Annotated in this window: 16 protein-coding genes and 1 pseudogene; 12 read left to right on the forward strand and 5 right to left on the reverse strand. The window is 61.6% G+C overall.

Annotated features, from left to right (window positions below; all coding sequences use genetic code 11):
• The first annotated feature begins 103 nt into the window (after positions 1-103).
• From LAN64_12330 to LAN64_12385, 12 genes and pseudogenes are all read left to right on the forward strand, one after another.
• Positions 104-586 (forward strand): NADH-quinone oxidoreductase subunit A, encoded by a 483-nt coding sequence (locus LAN64_12330; protein MBZ5568627.1) that lies wholly within the window; start codon positions 104-106, stop codon positions 584-586.
• A gap of 3 nt (positions 587-589) precedes the next feature.
• Positions 590-1,087, forward strand: coding sequence for an NADH-quinone oxidoreductase subunit C (locus tag LAN64_12335; protein MBZ5568628.1), 498 nt, complete (start codon positions 590-592; stop codon positions 1,085-1,087).
• On the forward strand, positions 1,087-2,292 hold the full coding sequence (gene nuoD, locus LAN64_12340) for an NADH dehydrogenase (quinone) subunit D (GenBank protein ID MBZ5568629.1): 1,206 nt from the start codon (positions 1,087-1,089) through the stop codon (positions 2,290-2,292). The genes LAN64_12335 and nuoD overlap by 1 nt, the downstream gene beginning before the upstream one ends.
• 99 nt (positions 2,293-2,391) lie before the next feature.
• Positions 2,392-2,865 (forward strand): NAD(P)H-dependent oxidoreductase subunit E, encoded by a 474-nt coding sequence (locus LAN64_12345; protein ID MBZ5568630.1) that lies wholly within the window; start codon positions 2,392-2,394, stop codon positions 2,863-2,865.
• Between the two features lie 100 nt (positions 2,866-2,965).
• Positions 2,966-4,282: an NADH-quinone oxidoreductase subunit NuoF gene (gene nuoF, locus LAN64_12350; GenBank protein MBZ5568631.1), complete on the forward strand. Its 1,317-nt coding sequence runs from the start codon at positions 2,966-2,968 to the stop codon at positions 4,280-4,282.
• 406 nt (positions 4,283-4,688) lie between these two features.
• Complete coding sequence (locus LAN64_12355; protein MBZ5568632.1) at positions 4,689-7,037, forward strand: molybdopterin-dependent oxidoreductase; 2,349 nt, start codon at positions 4,689-4,691, stop codon at positions 7,035-7,037.
• Between the two features lie 103 nt (positions 7,038-7,140).
• Positions 7,141-8,181: an NADH-quinone oxidoreductase subunit NuoH gene (nuoH, locus tag LAN64_12360; protein ID MBZ5568633.1), complete on the forward strand. Its 1,041-nt coding sequence runs from the start codon at positions 7,141-7,143 to the stop codon at positions 8,179-8,181.
• 39 nt (positions 8,182-8,220) lie between these two features.
• A complete protein-coding gene (locus LAN64_12365; protein MBZ5568634.1) occupies positions 8,221-8,718 on the forward strand; it encodes an NADH-quinone oxidoreductase subunit J in 498 nt (165 codons plus the stop codon).
• Positions 8,718-9,020, forward strand: coding sequence for an NADH-quinone oxidoreductase subunit NuoK (gene nuoK / locus LAN64_12370; protein ID MBZ5568635.1), 303 nt, complete (start codon positions 8,718-8,720; stop codon positions 9,018-9,020). The genes LAN64_12365 and nuoK overlap by 1 nt, the downstream gene beginning before the upstream one ends.
• A gap of 56 nt (positions 9,021-9,076) precedes the next feature.
• Complete coding sequence (gene nuoL / locus LAN64_12375) at positions 9,077-11,068, forward strand: NADH-quinone oxidoreductase subunit L (protein ID MBZ5568636.1); 1,992 nt, start codon at positions 9,077-9,079, stop codon at positions 11,066-11,068.
• Positions 11,065-12,573, forward strand: coding sequence for an NADH-quinone oxidoreductase subunit M (locus LAN64_12380; GenBank protein ID MBZ5568637.1), 1,509 nt, complete (start codon positions 11,065-11,067; stop codon positions 12,571-12,573). The genes nuoL and LAN64_12380 overlap by 4 nt, the downstream gene beginning before the upstream one ends.
• A pseudogene (locus LAN64_12385) lies at positions 12,570-13,963 on the forward strand (NADH-quinone oxidoreductase subunit N). The gene LAN64_12380 and the pseudogene LAN64_12385 overlap by 4 nt, the downstream one beginning before the upstream one ends.
• 3 nt (positions 13,964-13,966) lie before the next feature.
• On the opposite strand, the gene LAN64_12390 reads toward LAN64_12385, so the two are convergent.
• The 5 genes from LAN64_12390 to LAN64_12410 form a co-directional block, all read right to left on the reverse strand.
• Complete coding sequence (locus tag LAN64_12390; protein MBZ5568638.1) at positions 13,967-14,665, reverse strand: hypothetical protein; 699 nt, start codon at positions 14,663-14,665, stop codon at positions 13,967-13,969.
• Positions 14,666-14,785: 120 nt separating this feature from the next.
• On the reverse strand, positions 14,786-15,700 hold the full coding sequence (locus tag LAN64_12395) for an ABC transporter ATP-binding protein (protein ID MBZ5568639.1): 915 nt from the start codon (positions 15,698-15,700) through the stop codon (positions 14,786-14,788).
• A 226-nt stretch (positions 15,701-15,926) separates the two neighbouring features.
• Positions 15,927-16,235: an ATPase gene (locus LAN64_12400; GenBank protein ID MBZ5568640.1), complete on the reverse strand. Its 309-nt coding sequence runs from the start codon at positions 16,233-16,235 to the stop codon at positions 15,927-15,929.
• Positions 16,236-16,444: 209 nt separating this feature from the next.
• Positions 16,445-17,179 (reverse strand): F0F1 ATP synthase subunit A, encoded by a 735-nt coding sequence (gene atpB / locus LAN64_12405; GenBank protein MBZ5568641.1) that lies wholly within the window; start codon positions 17,177-17,179, stop codon positions 16,445-16,447.
• A 40-nt stretch (positions 17,180-17,219) separates the two neighbouring features.
• Positions 17,220-17,660: an ATP synthase subunit I gene (locus tag LAN64_12410; GenBank protein MBZ5568642.1), complete on the reverse strand. Its 441-nt coding sequence runs from the start codon at positions 17,658-17,660 to the stop codon at positions 17,220-17,222.
• Positions 17,661-17,934 lie beyond the last annotated feature (274 nt).

Consider the following 17,934-nt stretch of genomic DNA (forward strand, 5'->3'; position numbering starts at 1 on the left):
CCCGCTTCAGACGCCGCTCCCACCGTGCTTGACACTGCACAGGACGAAAACTATAGTCGGTTGTTTGCCCAGTGCTTGGGCGCGAATTATATACAGCTCCCCTATGCCGGACAACTACTTTGCCCGCTACTTACCGCTTCTCTTTCAGGTGGGAATCGCCCTGGCGCTTGCGGGCGGGATGGTGATTCTCTCCGCCTTGATCGGCAAGCATCGTTACAGCCGGGCCAAGATGTCGCCCTACGAGTGCGGCATGACCCCGGTGGGCGACGCACGCGAGCGTTTTTCCGTCAAATTCTATCTCGTGGCCATGCTGTTCATCCTGTTCGACGTGGAAGCGGTGTTCCTGTATCCCTGGGCCGTGCTGCTCAGGGAACTGAAGATGTTCGGCTTCTGGGAGATGCTGGTGTACATCGGAATCGTGCTGGTGGGCCTGTTGTACGTGTGGAACAAAGGCGTGCTGGACTGGTCGGGCACGCCGCTCATCCGCGCCGGCGCCTCCGCGAACCCGTCGATAACGGCCGGGCCGGCGGACCCTCCCGGCTCGACACCGGTGTTTGCCGTACCCATGGAAGAGAGCAAGTCCTGAGTCATGCCGCTGGCGGCCGCCATCACCGACGTGGAGCAACTGAAAGACCGCCCCGAGCTGGCGCGCCTGCTGGCGTGGCGTGCCGACGCGGTGGAAGGCGCCAAGTTCGATCGTGGCGAGCTCGGCGTGTACATCGCGCGCACCGCCATCCGCGAGGCGTGCGCCATCCTGCGCGACGATCCCGAGTTGAAATTCAATTTTCTCTCCGACCTGACCTGCGTGGACTGGTATCCGTCGCAGCCGCGCTTCGAAGTCGTGTATCACCTTTTCTCCATGCCGCGGATCGCGCGCGTGCGGCTGAAGGTGAGGCTGGGCGGCGACGATCCCACCTTAGAGTCGATTACTTCCGTGTGGCCGGCGGCCAACTTCTTCGAGCGTGAAGTCTTTGACCTGTTCGGCATCCGCTTCGAAGGGCATCCTTACCTGCGCCGCATCATGATGCCGGAGCAATGGGAAGGCCATCCGCTGCGGAAGGATTATCCCGTCGAGGGCTACCGCTGATGGGACACCTTCCCCATATCGCCTCGCTGGAAGAAACCGGCGATCGGACCATGATCCTCAACATGGGTCCGCAGCATCCCTCGACGCACGGCGTGCTGCGCCTGATCCTGGAGATCGACGGCGAGAGCGTGGTCCGCATGATGCCCGATATCGGATACCTGCACACGGGCATTGAAAAGACTTACGAAGCCAAGTTCTACCAGCAGTGCGTGCCGTTGGCCGACCGCATGGATTACCTGGCGCCGTTCAGCAACGAACTCGGGTTCGTTCTGGCGGTGGAAAAGCTGCTGGGCATCGAGGCGCCGCCGCGGGCGCAATGGATGCGCGTGCTCATGAACGAGCTCACGCGCCTGAACTCGCACCTGGTGTGGCTGGGCACGCACGCCATGGACATCGGCGCGCTCTCCATGATGCTGTACTGCTTCCGCGAACGCGAGGACATCCTGCGGCTGTACGAAGCGCTCGCCGGCCAGCGCATGTTCGATTCCTACTTCCGCGTGGGCGGGCTCAGCATGGAGCCACCGCTCGGGTTCTTCGAGCGCGTAAAGACTTTCGCCGACCGGTTCCCTGCCAAGGTTGACGAATACGAGGATCTGCTGACCGCCAATCCCATCTGGGTGCGGCGCACCAAGGGCATCGCGCACATGACCGCCGAGGACGCCATCGCGCTCGGCGCCAGCGGCCCCACCTTGCGCGCCAGTGGCGTGGACATTGACCTGCGCCGCGACGCGCCTTATTCCGGATACGAGAAATTCCAGTTCAAAGTGCCGGTGTCGACTGTCGGCGATGTGTTCGCGCGCTACATATGCCGCGTGCAGGAGATGCGCGAGTCCACCAAGATTATTCAGCAATGTCTCGCCGGTGTGCCCGAAGGGCCGATCAAGGCAGACGCACCGAAGATCGTGCTGCCCGATCGCGAAAAGATGAAAACGCAGATGGAAGCCCTGATCTATCACTTCAAGATCATCACCGAGGGCTTCACCGTTCCGCCGGGCGAGGTGTACATGGCGACGGAATCGCCGCGCGGCGAACTGGGCTTCTACATCGTCAGCGATGGCACGGCCAAGCCCTACCGCGTGCACGTGCGCGCGCCCTCGTTCGCGAATTTGCAGACGCTGCCGAAAATGTGCGAAGGGCGGCTGATTGCTGACGTGGTGGCGGCAATTGGAAGCATTGATATTGTTTTGGGCGACGTGGACCGCTGAGCAGTCAGCCCGCGAAGCGGGCGGCATTCGTTAGCCCATGGCGGAAGCCCTGGGTAAGCGAAAAAGAAAATGACTGAGTCCCGTAGGGACGACTCGAGAATGGTCGTTTCGGAACAACTCGATCGGTTCTTCACGGAAAAGATGCGCGAGTATCCGACGCAGCGCTCTTTCCTCGTCCCGATGTTGCTTTACACGCAAGATGAGCTCGGGTTCTTGTCCGACGAGGCGATCTCATACATTGCGCAAAAGGTTGATTTGACCGAGCTTGAGGTCCGCAACGTGATCAGCTACTACTCGATGCTGACCACCAAGCCGCGCGGCAAGTACAACGTGCAGGTGTGCCGCAACATCTGCTGCATGCTGCGCGGGTCGGACGAGATCAGCGCCCACGTCAAGCGGCGGCTCGGCATCCCCCACAAGGGCACGACGGCGGACGGGATGTTTTCCTTTGAAGAGGTCGAATGTATCGGCGCCTGCAGTTGGGCGCCGGCCATGCAGGTGAACTACGACTTTCACGAGAAATTAACACCGGCGAAAGTCGACGATATTTTGGAGTCATACAGAAACGGATAGTAGGTTGAGAATTGCGAAACTGCGGAATCGGGTGATCGGGTAATTGAACAAACAGTTCGGTTTCAAATTACCCGATTACGCAATTGCGCAATTACCCGATATGGCCGACCTGGTCTCCCATCCCGACGAAGTACGAGTAGTCTCGAAGCGCTTCGGCCAGGGTGCGGTCGACATCGACCGCTACCTCGCGCTCGACGGCTACAAGGCGGTGCAGAAGGCGCTGTCGCTGGGCCCCGACGGAATCATCAGCCAGGTGAAGGAGTCGAACCTGCGCGGCCGTGGCGGCGCTGGATTTCCCACCGGCATGAAGTGGTCGTTCGTGCCCAAGGAATCGGCGAAGCCGAAGTATGTGCTGTGCAACGGCGACGAGAGCGAGCCCGCCACCTGCAAGGACCGCCTCATCCTGGAGCATGATCCCCATGCGGTCATCGAAGGCGTGGTAATTGCCGGGCTCTCCATCAAAGCCAAGGTCGGGTACATCTACATTCGCGGCGAGTATCGGTACCTGGTGGACATCATGCGTAAGGCGATCGCCGACGCCTACGCGCGCGGCTTTCTCGGCAAGAATATCTTCGGCAGTGGCGTGGACTTCGACGTCTACTGGCACACCGGCGCCGGCGCGTACGAGGTCGGCGAAGAATCGGCGCTGATGGAATCGCTGGAGGGCAAGCGCGGAGTGCCGCGTATCCGCCCGCCCTTTCCTGCCGTCGTCGGACTTTGGGGCGGGCCGACGATCATCAATAATGTCGAGACCCTCGCCAGCGTGCCGCACATTGTTCTGGGCGGTGGCCAGTGGTTCTCCGAACTGGGCACGCCGAAGAACGGTGGCACGCGCCTGTTCTGCCTCAGCGGGCACGTCAACCGGCCCGGCGTGTACGAGCTGCCGCTCGGTTACAACCTGCGCAAGATGATCGACGAAGTTGGCGGCGGCGTGTGGAAGGGCCGCAAGCTGAAGGCGGTCACGCCCGGCGGATCGTCGACGCCGGTGCTCACCGCGGACGAAGTAGATGTCGGCATGGATTTCGACCAGCTCATGAAAGCCGGTTCCATGCTTGGCTCCGGCGGCGTGGTGGTGCTCGACGATCAGACCTGCATGGTCAAGTACGCACAGCGCATCATGATGTTCTACCAGCACGAGAGTTGCGGCTGGTGCATTCCCTGCCGCGAGGGCACCGACTGGCTGAAGAAGACGCTCAACCGCTTTCATGCCGGCGGCGGCGTGAAGAAGGACATCGATAACATCCAGTACCTGGCGGAAAACATGCTTGGCCGCACTTTCTGCCCGCTGGGCGATGCGGCGGCAATGCCGATCATTTCCATTGTGAAGAAATTCCGCGAAGAGTTCGAAGCACATCTAGAAGGACGGGCGTGTCCGTGCGAGGCGGCCGCGTTGGAGCAACTCCCGGTGTTGACATGAAAACACGAAAACGAAAATCGCAACGAAGACCGCTACCGTACGGCCGACTCAAATGCACTGTCAAATTCTCGCCACCAATAGAGATGCGGAACGAACCGTCTGCCAAGCCGAAGAGCGGCCTCATCATAGGGGAATTTCCCGAGGCGATTAACGGCAACCCACCCCGAGAGAGCGTAATAAAGCATCCGTGGGGCAACTACGTCAATTGTGCCCAGTTAATCGAATTCGAACCTAGCGAGCCTGGTGAAGAACCATCGCTGCAGATTCGTCTCGGATATTACCGACAGAGGCCTGGAGAAGAGAATCGCTGGGAGTTTGCTGCACAAACGACCATCACCGACTCTCCTAAGGAAATTAGACAATTTCTTGATCGAATACCTAGGCATTGGTTTAAGAAGGCTCACTGATGCCCGACATTAACATCACGGTTGACGGCAAGAAGATCACGGCGCCCGCGGGCACGCTGCTGATCGAGGCCTGCAAATCCGCGGGCATCGAGATTCCGTCGTTCTGTTACTACCCTGGGCTGTCGCTGCAGGGCGCGTGCCGCATGTGCCTGGTGCGGATCGAGAAAATGCCCAAGCTGCAAACCGCCTGCACCACGGTAATCAGCGAGGGCATGACGGTCAGCAGCGAGAATGACGAAGTGCGGCAAGCACGCAAGGCGATGCTGGAGATGCTGCTCGGCAATCATCCGCTGGATTGTCCGGTGTGCGACGCTGGCGGCGAGTGCGAACTGCAGGACATGACGTTCAGCTGCGGCGCCGCCGAGTCCAAGCTGATCGACATCAAGAACCACCGCGAAGAACAGCAGTGGTCGCCGGTGGTGTATTTCGACCGGCCGCGCTGCATCATGTGCTACCGCTGCGTGCGCGTTTGCGGCGAAGCCATGGACGTGTGGGCGCTGGGCATCCAGAACCGCGGCTCGGCGCAGGTGATCGCACCCAATAAGCAGGATTACCTGTGGTGCGAAGAGTGCGGCATGTGCATTGACATCTGCCCCGTGGGCGCGCTCACCAGCGGCGCCTACCGCTACAAGACGCGGCCCTGGGAGATGCACCACGTGGGCACCGTCTGCACCCATTGCGGTGACGGCTGCAAGACTACGCTCGGCCTGCGCCGCTCCGCCGAGGGCATGGAGATCGTCCGTGGCGACAACCGCGATAAGAGCGGCATCAACGGCGATTTCCTTTGCATCAAGGGACGCTACGCGTTTGATTTTGCCGGCGACCCGCGCCGCCTCCAACAGCCCCTGATCCGGCGCGAAGGCCAACTCCAGCCCGCAACTTGGGAAGAAGCGCTCGAACTGATCGGCCGACAGTTCAAGGAGATCAAGGAAACGCACGGCGGGCAGGCGTTCGGCGTCATCGGCTCCAACCGCACGACCAACGAAGAGAATTATCTGCTGCAGAAGTTCGCGCGCACCGGGCTCGGTACCAACAACATCGACCACCACCGCACGGCAGACTTCCCGGGGTTTGTCTCTGCGCTCGGGGCACAAGATCGCACAGCCGCCATGCGCGACCTGCTCTTTGCGCCGGCGATTCTGCTGATCGGCAACAATCCGACCGACCAGCACCCGCTGCTCGCCTGGCAGATTCGCAACAACGTCCGCCTGCGCCGCGCCCGGCTCTACATAGTGAATGCTTACGCCATCAAGCTCCGACGCCAGGCCGCGATGTTCGCGCAGATTCACGAGGACAACGGCGAGAGCGCGTTCGTGCATTTCCTCGCCGGCAACGGCGCCGTGCCGGCCGGGCTCGCGGCGGGTGATACCACTGCCGAAATGCTGGCGCAGTTGCGCGACAAACTACGCGGCGAGCAGCAACTGGTGGTCATCTTCGGCTCGGAGTTGCGCGCCGACGGCATTGCCGAATTGGTGCACGCGCTGCCCAACGCGAAATTCATTTGCCTGGGTGACTACGCCAATTCGCGCGGCGCGGCCGACATGGGCCTTTTCCCCGATCTGCTGCCCGGCTACGTTCCGGTGGCGAGCGCTGGGGCAACTCAGGACTGGTTCGCTGCGGCGCCGAAGCAGCCGGGGCTCGATTTGCGCAGCATGTTCGCAGGCGCAAACGACGGCCGCATCAAGGCCCTGTACATCGTCGGGTCCAATCCCATCGCGCGCTACAAAATCGATCCCTTCGTGCTCTCCAAGCCGTTCGTTGTCGTGCAGGACATGTTCCTTACTGAGACTGCGATTGCGGCCGACGTCGTGCTGCCCGCTGCCTGCGCGTACGAGAAATCCGGCACCTTCACCAACACCTGCGGTGATCTGCAGATGTTGCGCAAGGCCAGCGACGTGGCGGGGACCAAAACCGATTTCGAAATCATCGTGCGCATCGCCGACCGGATGGGGCACGACCTCCGCCAATTAGTGCCGTTCGGCCGCCCGCTGCGCGCCGACATGGGCCAGTCGCGCGGGGCGCAATCCGGCGAAGCCGACCAGCACGCTGTCTGGCTGGAGCGCCATGAGACAGAGCCGAAGATCAGCCCCTTTGATCCGCTGGCCATGCTCGACGAAATCCAGCGGCTGGTGCCCGGCTATGACGTCTCGCGGCTGAATTTGCTTGCCGGCAATGACGTGCACACGCGCACCCCGGCGGCCGCCAACGTTCCAAGCCATCCCGAGCTGGTGGTGCCCTCGGAGGATACGCTGTTCACCTCGGGCACGCTGGGCCGCTATTCCGACACGCTGAACTCGGTCGTCGAGAACGAGCGTAAGCAGCCGGCGGATAAGGGAGTGGCGGTGTAGGTTTTTCGGTTTTCGGTTATCGGTTTATCGGTGGTCGGCATCGGGCCCAAGAGCAGTTAGCCGATGTCTTTCCCGAATCGCTAATTGCTAATCGCTAATTGCTATGTCAGGCAATCTGAGCGTCGGGTGGTTTGTTCTGATCTCCGTGATCAAGATTCTGATCGCGGTGCCCATCCTTCTGGGCATCGTCGCCTACACCGTTTGGCTGGAACGCAAGCTCGTGGGCCACATCCAGAACCGCTGGGGACCTTCGCGCGTGGGCCCGTTCGGGCTGCTGCAGCCGGTCGCCGACGGCTTAAAGTTTATCTTCAAGGAAGACCTCATACCTCCATATGTCAACAGGCCCTTGTACCTGCTCGCGCCGATCCTGTCGCTGACCCTGGCGCTGACCTCCATCGCCGTCATTCCGGTCGGTGGCTGGATCACCATCCGGGGCGCGCGCATTCCGTTGCAGATTACCGACGTGAATGTGTCGCTGCTGATCATCCTCGGCATCACCTCGATCGGGGTGTATGGCATCGCGCTCGCGGGTTGGTCATCGAACAGCAAGTATTCCCTGCTCGGCTCGCTACGCGCCAGCGCGCAGATGGTCAGCTACGAAGTCGCGCTCGGGCTCTCGCTGATCGGCGTGCTGATTCTTTCCGGGACCTTCAGCCTGCGGGGCATTGTCGAGCACCAGCTCGGCGGCTTTTGGAACTGGAATATTTTCGGCGGCGGCCAGATCGTGGCGTTTTTCATTTACCTGTGCGCCGCCTTTGCGGAGACCAACCGCGTGCCCTTCGATCTGCCGGAAGCGGAAACCGAACTGGTCGCCGGCTACCACACCGAGTACAGCTCGATGAAGTTTGCCATGTTTTTCATGGCCGAGTACGCCAATATGGTGACCGTCGCCTGCCTGGCCAGCTTGCTGTTCCTGGGCGGATGGAGCGGACCGGTCTTCGGGCCGCCGGTGTTGCAGGCGCTGCTGCCGGTATTCTGGTTTTTCCTGCGGGTCCTGTTTTTCCTGTTTCTTTATATTTGGGTGCGCGGCACGCTGCCGCGCTTCCGCTATGACCAGTTGATGGCGTTCAGTTGGAAATTTCTGCTGCCGCTGGCAATCGCTAACGTGATCGTCACCAGCCTGGTGGTGGCATTGCGTTCGTGACGTTGGTTGCGGTTCGGTCTCGGTACTCGGTACTCAAACATGATTCACCTCGCACTATTTTCGTTCTTCGGCGCCATCTGCGTGGCGGGGGCCGTCAACTTGCTGGCGCAGCGTCACCCGATTAACAGTGCGCTGTCGCTGATTGTGGTAATGGGCTCGCTGGCGGTGGAGTTCATGCTGCTGGGCGCCGAATTCGTCGCCGTCATCCAAGTGATCATCTATGCCGGCGCCATCATGGTGCTGTTCATTTTCACCATCATGCTCCTCAACGCCGGCGAGGAAGAGCGTAGTGCTGGAAGCCGCATCGCTATGCTCCTCGGCGTGCCCGCCCTGCTCATTCTGATGGGCTTGGTCGCCTGGGTTTTGATCCGTCAGAACCCGGCCTCCGGCTCGGTTCCCGCCGGAGCGCTGCCCGGCACCCCGCCGGAGATCGGGCGCCTGCTCTTCCGTGATTTCCTACTGCCGTTTGAAATCACCTCGGTACTCATCCTGATCGCCATCATGGGCGCCGTGGTGCTGGCGAGGAGGGAGCACTGATGGTCCCACTCTCTTACTACCTTGTGCTCAGCGCGGTGCTGTTCGCCTGCGGTGTCGCCGGCTTCCTGATGAAACGCAACATCATCACGATTTTCATGTGCATCGAGTTGATGCTGAACGGCGTGAACCTGGCGTTCGTGGCCTTCGCCGCACACTGGCACCGGCTCAGCGGCCAGGTGTTTGTCTTTTTTGTCATGGTGGTCGCGGCCGCGGAAGCTGCCGTCGGTCTGGCCATCATCATTGCCGTCTTCCGCACGCGCGAAACCCTGAACGTGGACCGCGTGAATTTGCTGAAGCTGTAAACGGGCATTCGGGAAAACCCTGCCGGACTACGGGCTACCGACTACCGACTACGAATATGGATCTTTGGCTCATACCGCTGCTGCCGCTGGCCGGCGCCATCATCAACGGCCTGTTCGGGCGGCGCTTTTCCAAAACCGCCGTGACCGCGGTCGGCCTGGCATTTCCCGGCGCGGCCATGCTGTGGGCGTGGAAGGCGGCGCTGCAATTCGCGCAACTTCCCGCCAGCACCATCCCGCACATCGAGAACTACGGCCCCTGGCTCGGCGCCGGCGATTTCCTGGCCGCCTACGGTCTTTATCTCGATCAGCTTTCCCTGCTGATGGCCCTCATCGTCACCGGGGTCGGCTTCATCATCCACGTTTACTCGGTCGGGTACATGGCGCACGAGGGCGGCTACTACCGCTTCTTCTCCTACATGAACCTGTTTATGTTTTTCATGCTGACGCTGGTGCTGGCGAATAATTACCTGCTGATGTTTGTCGGATGGGAGGGCGTGGGCCTGGCCTCGTATCTGCTGATCGGATTCTTCTTCCTGCGCGATTCAGCAGCCGCCGCCGGCAAGAAGGCATTCATCGTCAATCGCATTGGCGACTTCGGTTTCCTGATCGCACTCTTTCTCCTCATCAAGCATTTCGGCACGCTTGATTTCACCCAGGTTTTCGAAAAAGTTGCCGGGCTCCCGCAGGAAGCGACCGCCGGCCTGCTCACGACGATTGGACTGCTGCTGCTGGTCGGCGCCTGCGGAAAATCGGCGCAGCTACCTCTTTATGTGTGGCTGCCGGACGCGATGGAAGGCCCCACGCCGGTTTCCGCGCTCATTCACGCCGCCACCATGGTGACCGCGGGCGTGTACATGATCGCGCGCTCGCACGCCATCTTCGATCGTGCTCCCATTGCGCTTACCGTGGTCGCGATCATCGGCTGCGCGACAGCATTATTTGCGGCCACCATCGGCACCGTGCAACACGACATCAAGCGCGTGCTTGCCTACTCCACTATCTCGCAACTCGGATACATGGTGTTGGCCTGTGGCGTGGCAGCCTATTCGGCGGGCATGTTCCACCTGCTGACGCACGCATTCTTCAAGGCGCTGCTCTTCCTTGGCGCCGGGTCGGTCATCCATGCTCTCGGGGGCGAGCAGGATATGCGCAAGATGGGCGGCCTGCGCCAGCGTATTCCCGTGACCTTCTGGACGATGACGGTGGCCACCTTTGCCATCGCCGGCATTTTCCCGCTATCGGGATTCTTCTCGAAGGACGAAATCCCCTACCGCTCCTGGGCCAGCCATTACGGCTGGTGGGGATTCTGGGCGGTCGGCGTATTCTCCGCCTTCTTGACCGCGTTCTATATGTTCCGGCTCTGGTTCCTGACGTTCTTCGGCGAGTTCCGCGGAGTGCCCGCGCCTGAGCACCAACCCAAGCGCGCCGGGCAGGAACATCAAACCGAGTCGCATCGCATCCACGAGAGCCCGCGCGCGATGCTCATCCCGCTGATTATGTTGGCGGTGCTGTCGTTTGCCGGCGGCTGGATTGGCTGGCCGCAGGTGCTCGGCGGCAGCAATCATTTCGAGCATTTCCTGGCGCCCGTCTTTGAAGAGCACGAAGCTAGCGCGCACGAAGCCGCTGCCCCCAGCCCCGTCGAGGGTAGGGCGCCGTCGGAGATTGGGCTTACGGTGACGGCTACCGGCGCGGCGCTGTTCGGCATCGCACTTGCCTGGCTGCTGTACTACCGGCGCCGCGATCTGCCCGAGAAGCTGCGCGAACGCTTCCAGGACGCTTATAGCGCGCTGGAGCACAAGTACTACGTGGACGAAATCTACGCCTGGCTATTCGTGAAGCCGGTCATCGAAGGCTCGCGTAACATCCTTTGGCGCGTGATTGATGCCGGCGCGATTGACGGCACCATCAACGAAACGGCCGAGGCCGCGCGAGATGTGTCGAACGGCTTCCGCCGCATGCAGTCGGGCAACATTCGCTCGTACGCCGGCTGGATCGCCGTGGGCGGGGCCGCCGTGGTCGCATACATGGTTTGGCTGGGAGTCAAATGAGCACGCTGAACACCTACATCCTCACGATCGTCACCTTCATTCCGCTCGGCGGTGCGGTGTTGCTGGCATTGTTCCCGCGCCGCGACCGCGACATCCGCCTCTTCGCGCTGGTCGTTTCCCTGCTGACGTTCGTCCTCTCGCTCCATCTCCCGGTACACTTCGCGCGCCACCACGCGGTCTTCCAGTTCGAGCAAGACGTTCAGTGGATCACCACCCCCAACATTCATTACCACCTGGCAATTGACGGCATCTCGATGTGGCTGGTCCTGCTGACCACCTTCCTGACGCCGCTGTGCGTGCTGATTTCGTGGAAGTCGGTGCATGACCGGGTGAAGGAATTCTTCATCCTCATGCTGCTGCTGGAGACGGCGCTCATCGGCGTGTTCGTCTCGCTCGACCTCTTCCTGTTCTATTTCTTCTGGGAAGCCAGCCTCATCCCCATGGCGCTGCTCATCGGCATCTACGGCCACGAACGCCGCGTCTATGCCGCCGTAAAATTCTTCCTGTTCACGATGATCGCCTCGGTCTTCATGCTGGCGGCGATCCTCTGGCTCTACGCACACGTTGGATCGTTCCAGTTTGCCGACACCCAGCAGTGGCTCCACGGGCACGGGACTGAAATTCAGGGCGCGGCGCCCTGGCTGTTCTTGGGCTTCTTTGTCGCGTTCGCGGTGAAGGTGCCGCTGTTCCCGTTGCACACCTGGCTGCCGGACGCGCACGTCGAAGCGCCCACCGCGGGCTCGGTGCTGCTGGCCGGTGTGCTGCTGAAGATGGGCACCTACGGCCTACTGCGCTTCAACGTCGGGCTCTTTCCTGACGAAGCCCGCCACAACGCGCCCTGGATCGTCACGCTCGCCATCATTGGGATCGTCTACGGCGCGCTGGTCGCCATGGTGCAGCCGAACCTGAAAAAGCTGGTCGCGTATTCATCGGTCAGCCATCTCGGTTTCGTCGTGCTCGGCATTTTCAGCTTCACGCAGGCGGGTCTGGTGGGCGCGGTCTTCGTCATGCTGGCGCACGGTGTCTCCACCGGCGCGCTGTTCATGCTGGTCGGCATCATTCACGAGCGGCGGCACACCTTCGAGATCAGCGAGTTCGGCGGCCTCGCCACGCCCATGCCGATCTACGCGACTTTCTTTCTGATCATTACGCTGGCATCCATCGGGCTGCCATTGCTCAACGGATTCGTCGGCGAGTTTCTGGTGCTGAGCGGCGCCTTCCTCGCGCACCCGCTCTGGGGAATTCTTGCGGCGACGGGCGTGATCTGGAGCGCCTGCTACATGCTGTGGATGTATCAGCGCGTCTTCTTCGGCAAGGTGGATCACGACGTTAATCTCAAGCTGCCCGATCTCGACCTCCGCGAGCGCATTGCGCTGTGGCCGCTGGCGGTGGCGGCCTTCGCCATGGGTGTGGCGCCGCTGATCTGGATCAACGCCGTGGATTCCGCGGTGCGCAACGTGCTCTCGCTCGCGGCGCAATTCGCCAGCCAGGTGGTGGCGCGATGAACGCCACCGACTACATCCGCATCCTGCCCGAGTTGGTGCTCACCGTGTTCGGCATGATTGTCATGCTCATTGAACCGCTTCTGCCCGAGCACAATGACCGCAAGGGGTTGGGCATGCTGGCGCTGGTCGGTTCCCTGCTCGCCATCGCGGCCACACTCTACCAGACCGGCTATCCCGGTCAGGCATGGTTTGGCATGGTACAGGTGGACAGCTTCAGCATCTTCTTTCACCTGATCGTCGGATTCGTCGCCGCCACCGTGATTCTCGCGTCGTTCGAATATCTCGCCGTGCAGGGAATCCGGCTGGGCGAATACTACGGACTCATCCTGCTCGGCTCTGTCGGCATGATGCTGATGTCCTCGGCAGTCGAGTTGGTTCTGATCTTCATCGCGCTGGAGATTTCTTCGATCTCGACCTACATTCTCGCCGGTTTCCGCCGGCGCGCCGCTACCAGCGCCGAGTCGTCGCTCAAGTACTTCCTGCTGGGTTCGTTCGCGACCGCATTTTTCCTATACGGTGTTGCGCTGATGTTTGGCGCCACTGGCTCCACTAGCATCTACCCCATCGCCGCCTCGCTGCGTTCCGGCGCGCCCGCGCTCGCCTACGCCGGCATGGCGCTGATGTTCATCGGCCTGGGATTCAAGGTGGCGTCCGCCCCGTTTCACGTCTGGACGCCCGATGTCTACGAAGGCGCGCCCGCGCCCGTGGTGGCGCTCATGTCCACCGCGCCGAAGGCCGCCGCGTTCGCGGTGTTGCTGCGCATCCTGTTCGCTGCCGCCGCTCCGGGATGGTTCTGGATCGTGTGGTGCTCGGCCGCGCGACCAACGTCAAGCGCATGCTGGCGTACTCCTCGATCGCGCACGCCGGTTACCTGCTGTGCGCTTTCGCCGCCGCGAAAAACATCGGTATCTCCGCCGCCATCTTCTATGCCGCCGCCTACGCGGTCATGAACGCGGGCGCATTCATCGTGATCGCGCACTTCGCCAGCCAGAATGAGCGCTACGTCCTGATTGACGACTACTCAGGCCTCGGCCGCCGCGCGCCCGGATTAGCTGCCGTGCTCACAGTCTTCTTGCTGTCGCTGATCGGGATTCCCATCACCGGCGGGTTCTTCGCCAAGTTCTACGTCTTCAGCGCGGCGCTGAAATCCGATCTCGTCGGGCTGACCATCATCGGCGTCGTCAACAGCGCCATCGCGGCGTACTACTACCTGCGCGTGATCGTCGTCATGTACATGCGCGAGCCCAAGGAAGACACGCCGATCATGCCCATGCCGGTTGCGCTCGGCGTCTCGCTCACTGCCGCCGTCGTGGCGACCATTTACCTGGGCGTGCTTCCCGGCCGGGTGCTCGATTACGCGCTGCAGGGGGCAAGGGATCTCGTTAAGTAGCGGCTACTCAACCGCCACCGCGATGTCCCGCCGCGAGAACACCAGCGTCGCCAGCAGCCAGAACACAAGCGAGTACGCGATTGCCCATCCGGCAGCCGCCCACGGCGCGTACCAACCTGACACGCTGAAGCTGACCATCGCATCCGCCAGCGTGTAACTCGGTAGCAGGTTTGGCACTGCCAACACGCGCCCCACTGCGCCCATGGTTGCCAGCGTGAGTGCGGCCGCTGCCGCAGCCATCAGCGGATGGAGGAAGGTCGAGAAGAACAGCGCCGCCGTTCCCGCCAGGAGGAATGACGCGATCAGCACCCCGACCAGTTCCCACAGCCTCTCCGGCGAGCGCCCGCGATGCGCCAGCGCCAAGCTGCCGATCAGTCCGACCACCAGGCTGTAAATACCGGAGCAAAACAGCGTGCCCAGCAGCAGCCCGCCGAGGTATTGCGCGCGGTGAATGCCCTTCGACAGAACCGCCAGCACACGTCGCGTGCGCCGCTCGTTGTTGAGGCCGGAAGCCGCCAGCAACCCGGTGAACGCCAGGCCGTACACCCCGACCGATCGCAGCAGGAACATTGTGTCATCCAGCGACGAGTCGTTGATGAACGTCGCCGCCGCGCCGAACACGATCACGTAAGCCACGAGCGTAATCAGCGGCCAGCGGTTCTCGCGGACAAAATTCGCGGCGATAAGGAGCACGGGCGTCATGAGGAATTCTCTGGCCGTGTGTTTGCGATTACTGATATACACAGAGGCACAGAGACACAGAGGGGTAGTGTGCCTCTTACCCTCTGCGCTCTCAATGTCTCTGCGTCTCTGTGTTCGTCGCTACGACTGCCCGTTGATCGCCAACTCCTTCCCCGTCAGCTCCACGAAAATATCCTCCAGCGACCGCTTCACCGGGTTCACGCGCACGACTTCCCCGCCCAGCGACCACACGCGCTCAATCGTTTCCCGCTGCTCCGAACAAGCCACGGTGAAACGCACCAGCCCATTTTCCGCGGCCGCCTGCAGGAACGACGAGGCGGGCACACCGCGCGCTACCACCTCGCACTGCTCACTCGATTCCAGCAGCTCGCTGGTGCGCCCGACGCGCGCCATCTGCCCACGGTGCAGAATGCCGACGCGGTCGCAAATCAACTCGATTTCTGACAGCATATGCGAGCTGAGAAAGACGGTCTTGCCGGCGTTGCGCGCACGCAGCAAGAGCTCGCGCACGGCGAGGCGGCCGAGCGGATCCAGTGCCGACGTGGGCTCGTCGAGGATCAGCAGCTCGGGATCGTTCACCAGGGCCTGCGCCAGCCCGACGCGCTGCAGCATGCCGCGCGAGAGCTTGCCGATGTTTCGCTGGGCGAGGTCGGCGAGCTCCAGGGTTTCCAGCACGTCGCGCACGGCGCGCGCCAGCCGCGGATCGCGCAGCCCGTTCAGCCCCCCATAGAAGCGCAGCAGCTTCGCCGCCGGACGGTGATACAACGCCACGTTTTCTGCCAGGAATCCGACGCGCCGCCGCGTAGGAGCGTGTCCGAACCGATTGCCCAGCAGGGTGCCTGAGCCCCGCGTCGCGCGCATGAATCCCACCGCCAGGTGAATAGCCGTGGTCTTCCCAGCTCCGTTAGGCCCGAGAAAGCCGAAGATTTCGCCACGCTCGATGCTCAGCGAGAAGTCGTCTAACGCGACGACCGCCGCACGCATGAATCTGCCGTACTGCTTGGTGATGTTTTCGTATTGGAGAACCGCGGACATCAGCGCTCAGCCATTGGCCGTTGGGCATTAGCCATTGGCGAATACCGATTAGATTAGCCCTTTGCGTCCAGACAAACCTAACCACTCCGTTCTCATCGGCAAGAAATGCGTGGCTCGGTACGAGCTAACGACCAATTGCCAACGGCCAAAGGCCAATGGCTATTGGCCAAAAGCAATGCCCCTGCCCGGAAGTGCCGAACAGGGGCAAAACCTTGAATCGAAATCGTTACTTCACCTTCGCAAAGATGATCACCAGCGTGTACAGCGCCAGCGACTCGATCAGCGCCAGGCCCAGAATCAGCGCAAGCTGAATGCCCGGACGCGCGGCAGGGTTGCGGGCCAGCGCCTCGGCGGAGGCTGCAGTGGCCTTCGCCTGGCCGAGCCCGCAGACGGCGGAAGCGATCGCCATGGCAAAACCGGAGGTAATCGCCACCCAGTTGGTGCCCGCCGCGGCGTGTTCGCCCTGCGCCAGGACCGGCACGGCGAAGCACATCACTGCCAGCATCAGGAATACGAAGCTCATCGTTTTACGCATTCTCTGTTTCTCCTTCTATGATTCGGGCACCCCACCGAGCCAAAACCGGGCTCGTCGGGGACCCCGCTTTGCCGCCAGGAGGTGGTTGACCTCATCCTCGACCAGAGGCCCTCACGCTGGGGCAGTTGGCAGTTGCCAGTTGTTAGTTGTCAGCAAAAAGTTAGTTGCGGGATGGCTGACAACTGACAACTGAGAACTGACAACTGGTTTTAGTGTTCCGTCGCCACTGCGCCCGCTAAGTAGACCGTTTCCAGCAACACGAAAATGTATGCCTGGAGGAACGAGACGCCGATGTGCAACCCCATGAAAGCGACCGGGATCAGTACGGGAACCAGCGAGAAAAATACCAGCGTGACCATGTCGCCGGCGAACATGTTGGCGTAGAGACGAACGGTGAGGGAAAGCATGCGCGCCAGGTGGCTGATGATCTCAATTGGAAGCATGATGATCGCCAGCCACCACATGGGACCGATAAACTGCTTCACATAGCTCGGGCCGTGCTTCCGGATTCCCTGGACATGATAGTAAAAGAACGAAGAGACGGCGCAGCCCAACGGCACGGTCGGACTGGCGCCGGTCGGCGATTCGAATCCTGGGATCAGGCCGATCAGGTTGCAGGTCAGGATGAACAGCCCGAGCGCCACCAGGAACGGGGTGAAGCTCTCGCTATGGTGGCCGATCACTTCCTGGCTCTGCTGCGTGATAAATCCGTGCAGCCCTTCAAAGATGTGCTGCAGCCCGCCGGGATTCTCCACCGAAAGCCGCGCCCGCACCAGCAGGAACATCAGGATCAGGAAGCCGACCACCAGCACTTCCATGGCGACGGCGTTGGAGATCGGCGCCTGCGCAAACGCCGGCTTAATGTGAAGCGTGCGCAAGAGCGCGTCCACCGGCCCGGCAAACAGGCGGTTCAGCAGCGCGGTAAACGAAAGCTGTTCAGGCATGGAAAGCAGTAGTCAGTAATTAGCAGTCAGCAAAAGCGCCCTAAAGACCTCGACGCAGCGCGACGACCACTTCATAAACCGCTTCGCAGAGAATCGCCGCCACGGTCAGAAACAGGCCGCCCAGAAGCCCGTAGAGGCTGTCCCGGGAAACCCTGAATATAGCATAGCCGGCGAGCGCGATTAAAGCGTAGCGCAGCAGGAAACGCGCCACCACGCCGCTGCTCGACTGGCCGCGCCCGGTGGCGGTAACGCGGTCGGCGAGCGCCCCTACTGCCTGCTTCAGCCAGTAGAAATTCACCCACGCGATCATGCATCCGAGCGCCAGGCCGACCGCCACTTTCCATCCGAACGCGATCCACACCGCGATGGTGGCGATCACGCCGATCACAGCCATGAAACGGCGGATGCGGTCCATCGCGCCGGAATAGAACTTCTCGGCGGGGTCCGGCGGCGCGGGCGCGGTTGGGGTGAGGTCGGGCAATTTGGTAATTCAGTAAGTTGGTGAGTTGGTAATTTGAAGGCGAATTGGTAGTCCGTGGTCCGTGGTGCGTGGTTGTAATCCGGACTACCGGCTACGGGCTACCGACTACCTTGTTGACCCGTTTCAAAATTACCAAAGAGGGGTATCCACTTGACTCAGGTGACCCCAACAGGTAGTGTGCTGGGCCATGCTGCAGGTCGTGGAGGATTATCCCAGGACGCTGGCGGAACTGGAAGCGCGGTTCAGCAGCGAGCAGGCCTGCCGGGAGTATCTG

Source organism: Terriglobia bacterium, assembly GCA_020073185.1.
GTDB lineage: Bacteria > Acidobacteriota > Terriglobia > Terriglobales > Acidobacteriaceae > JAIQGF01.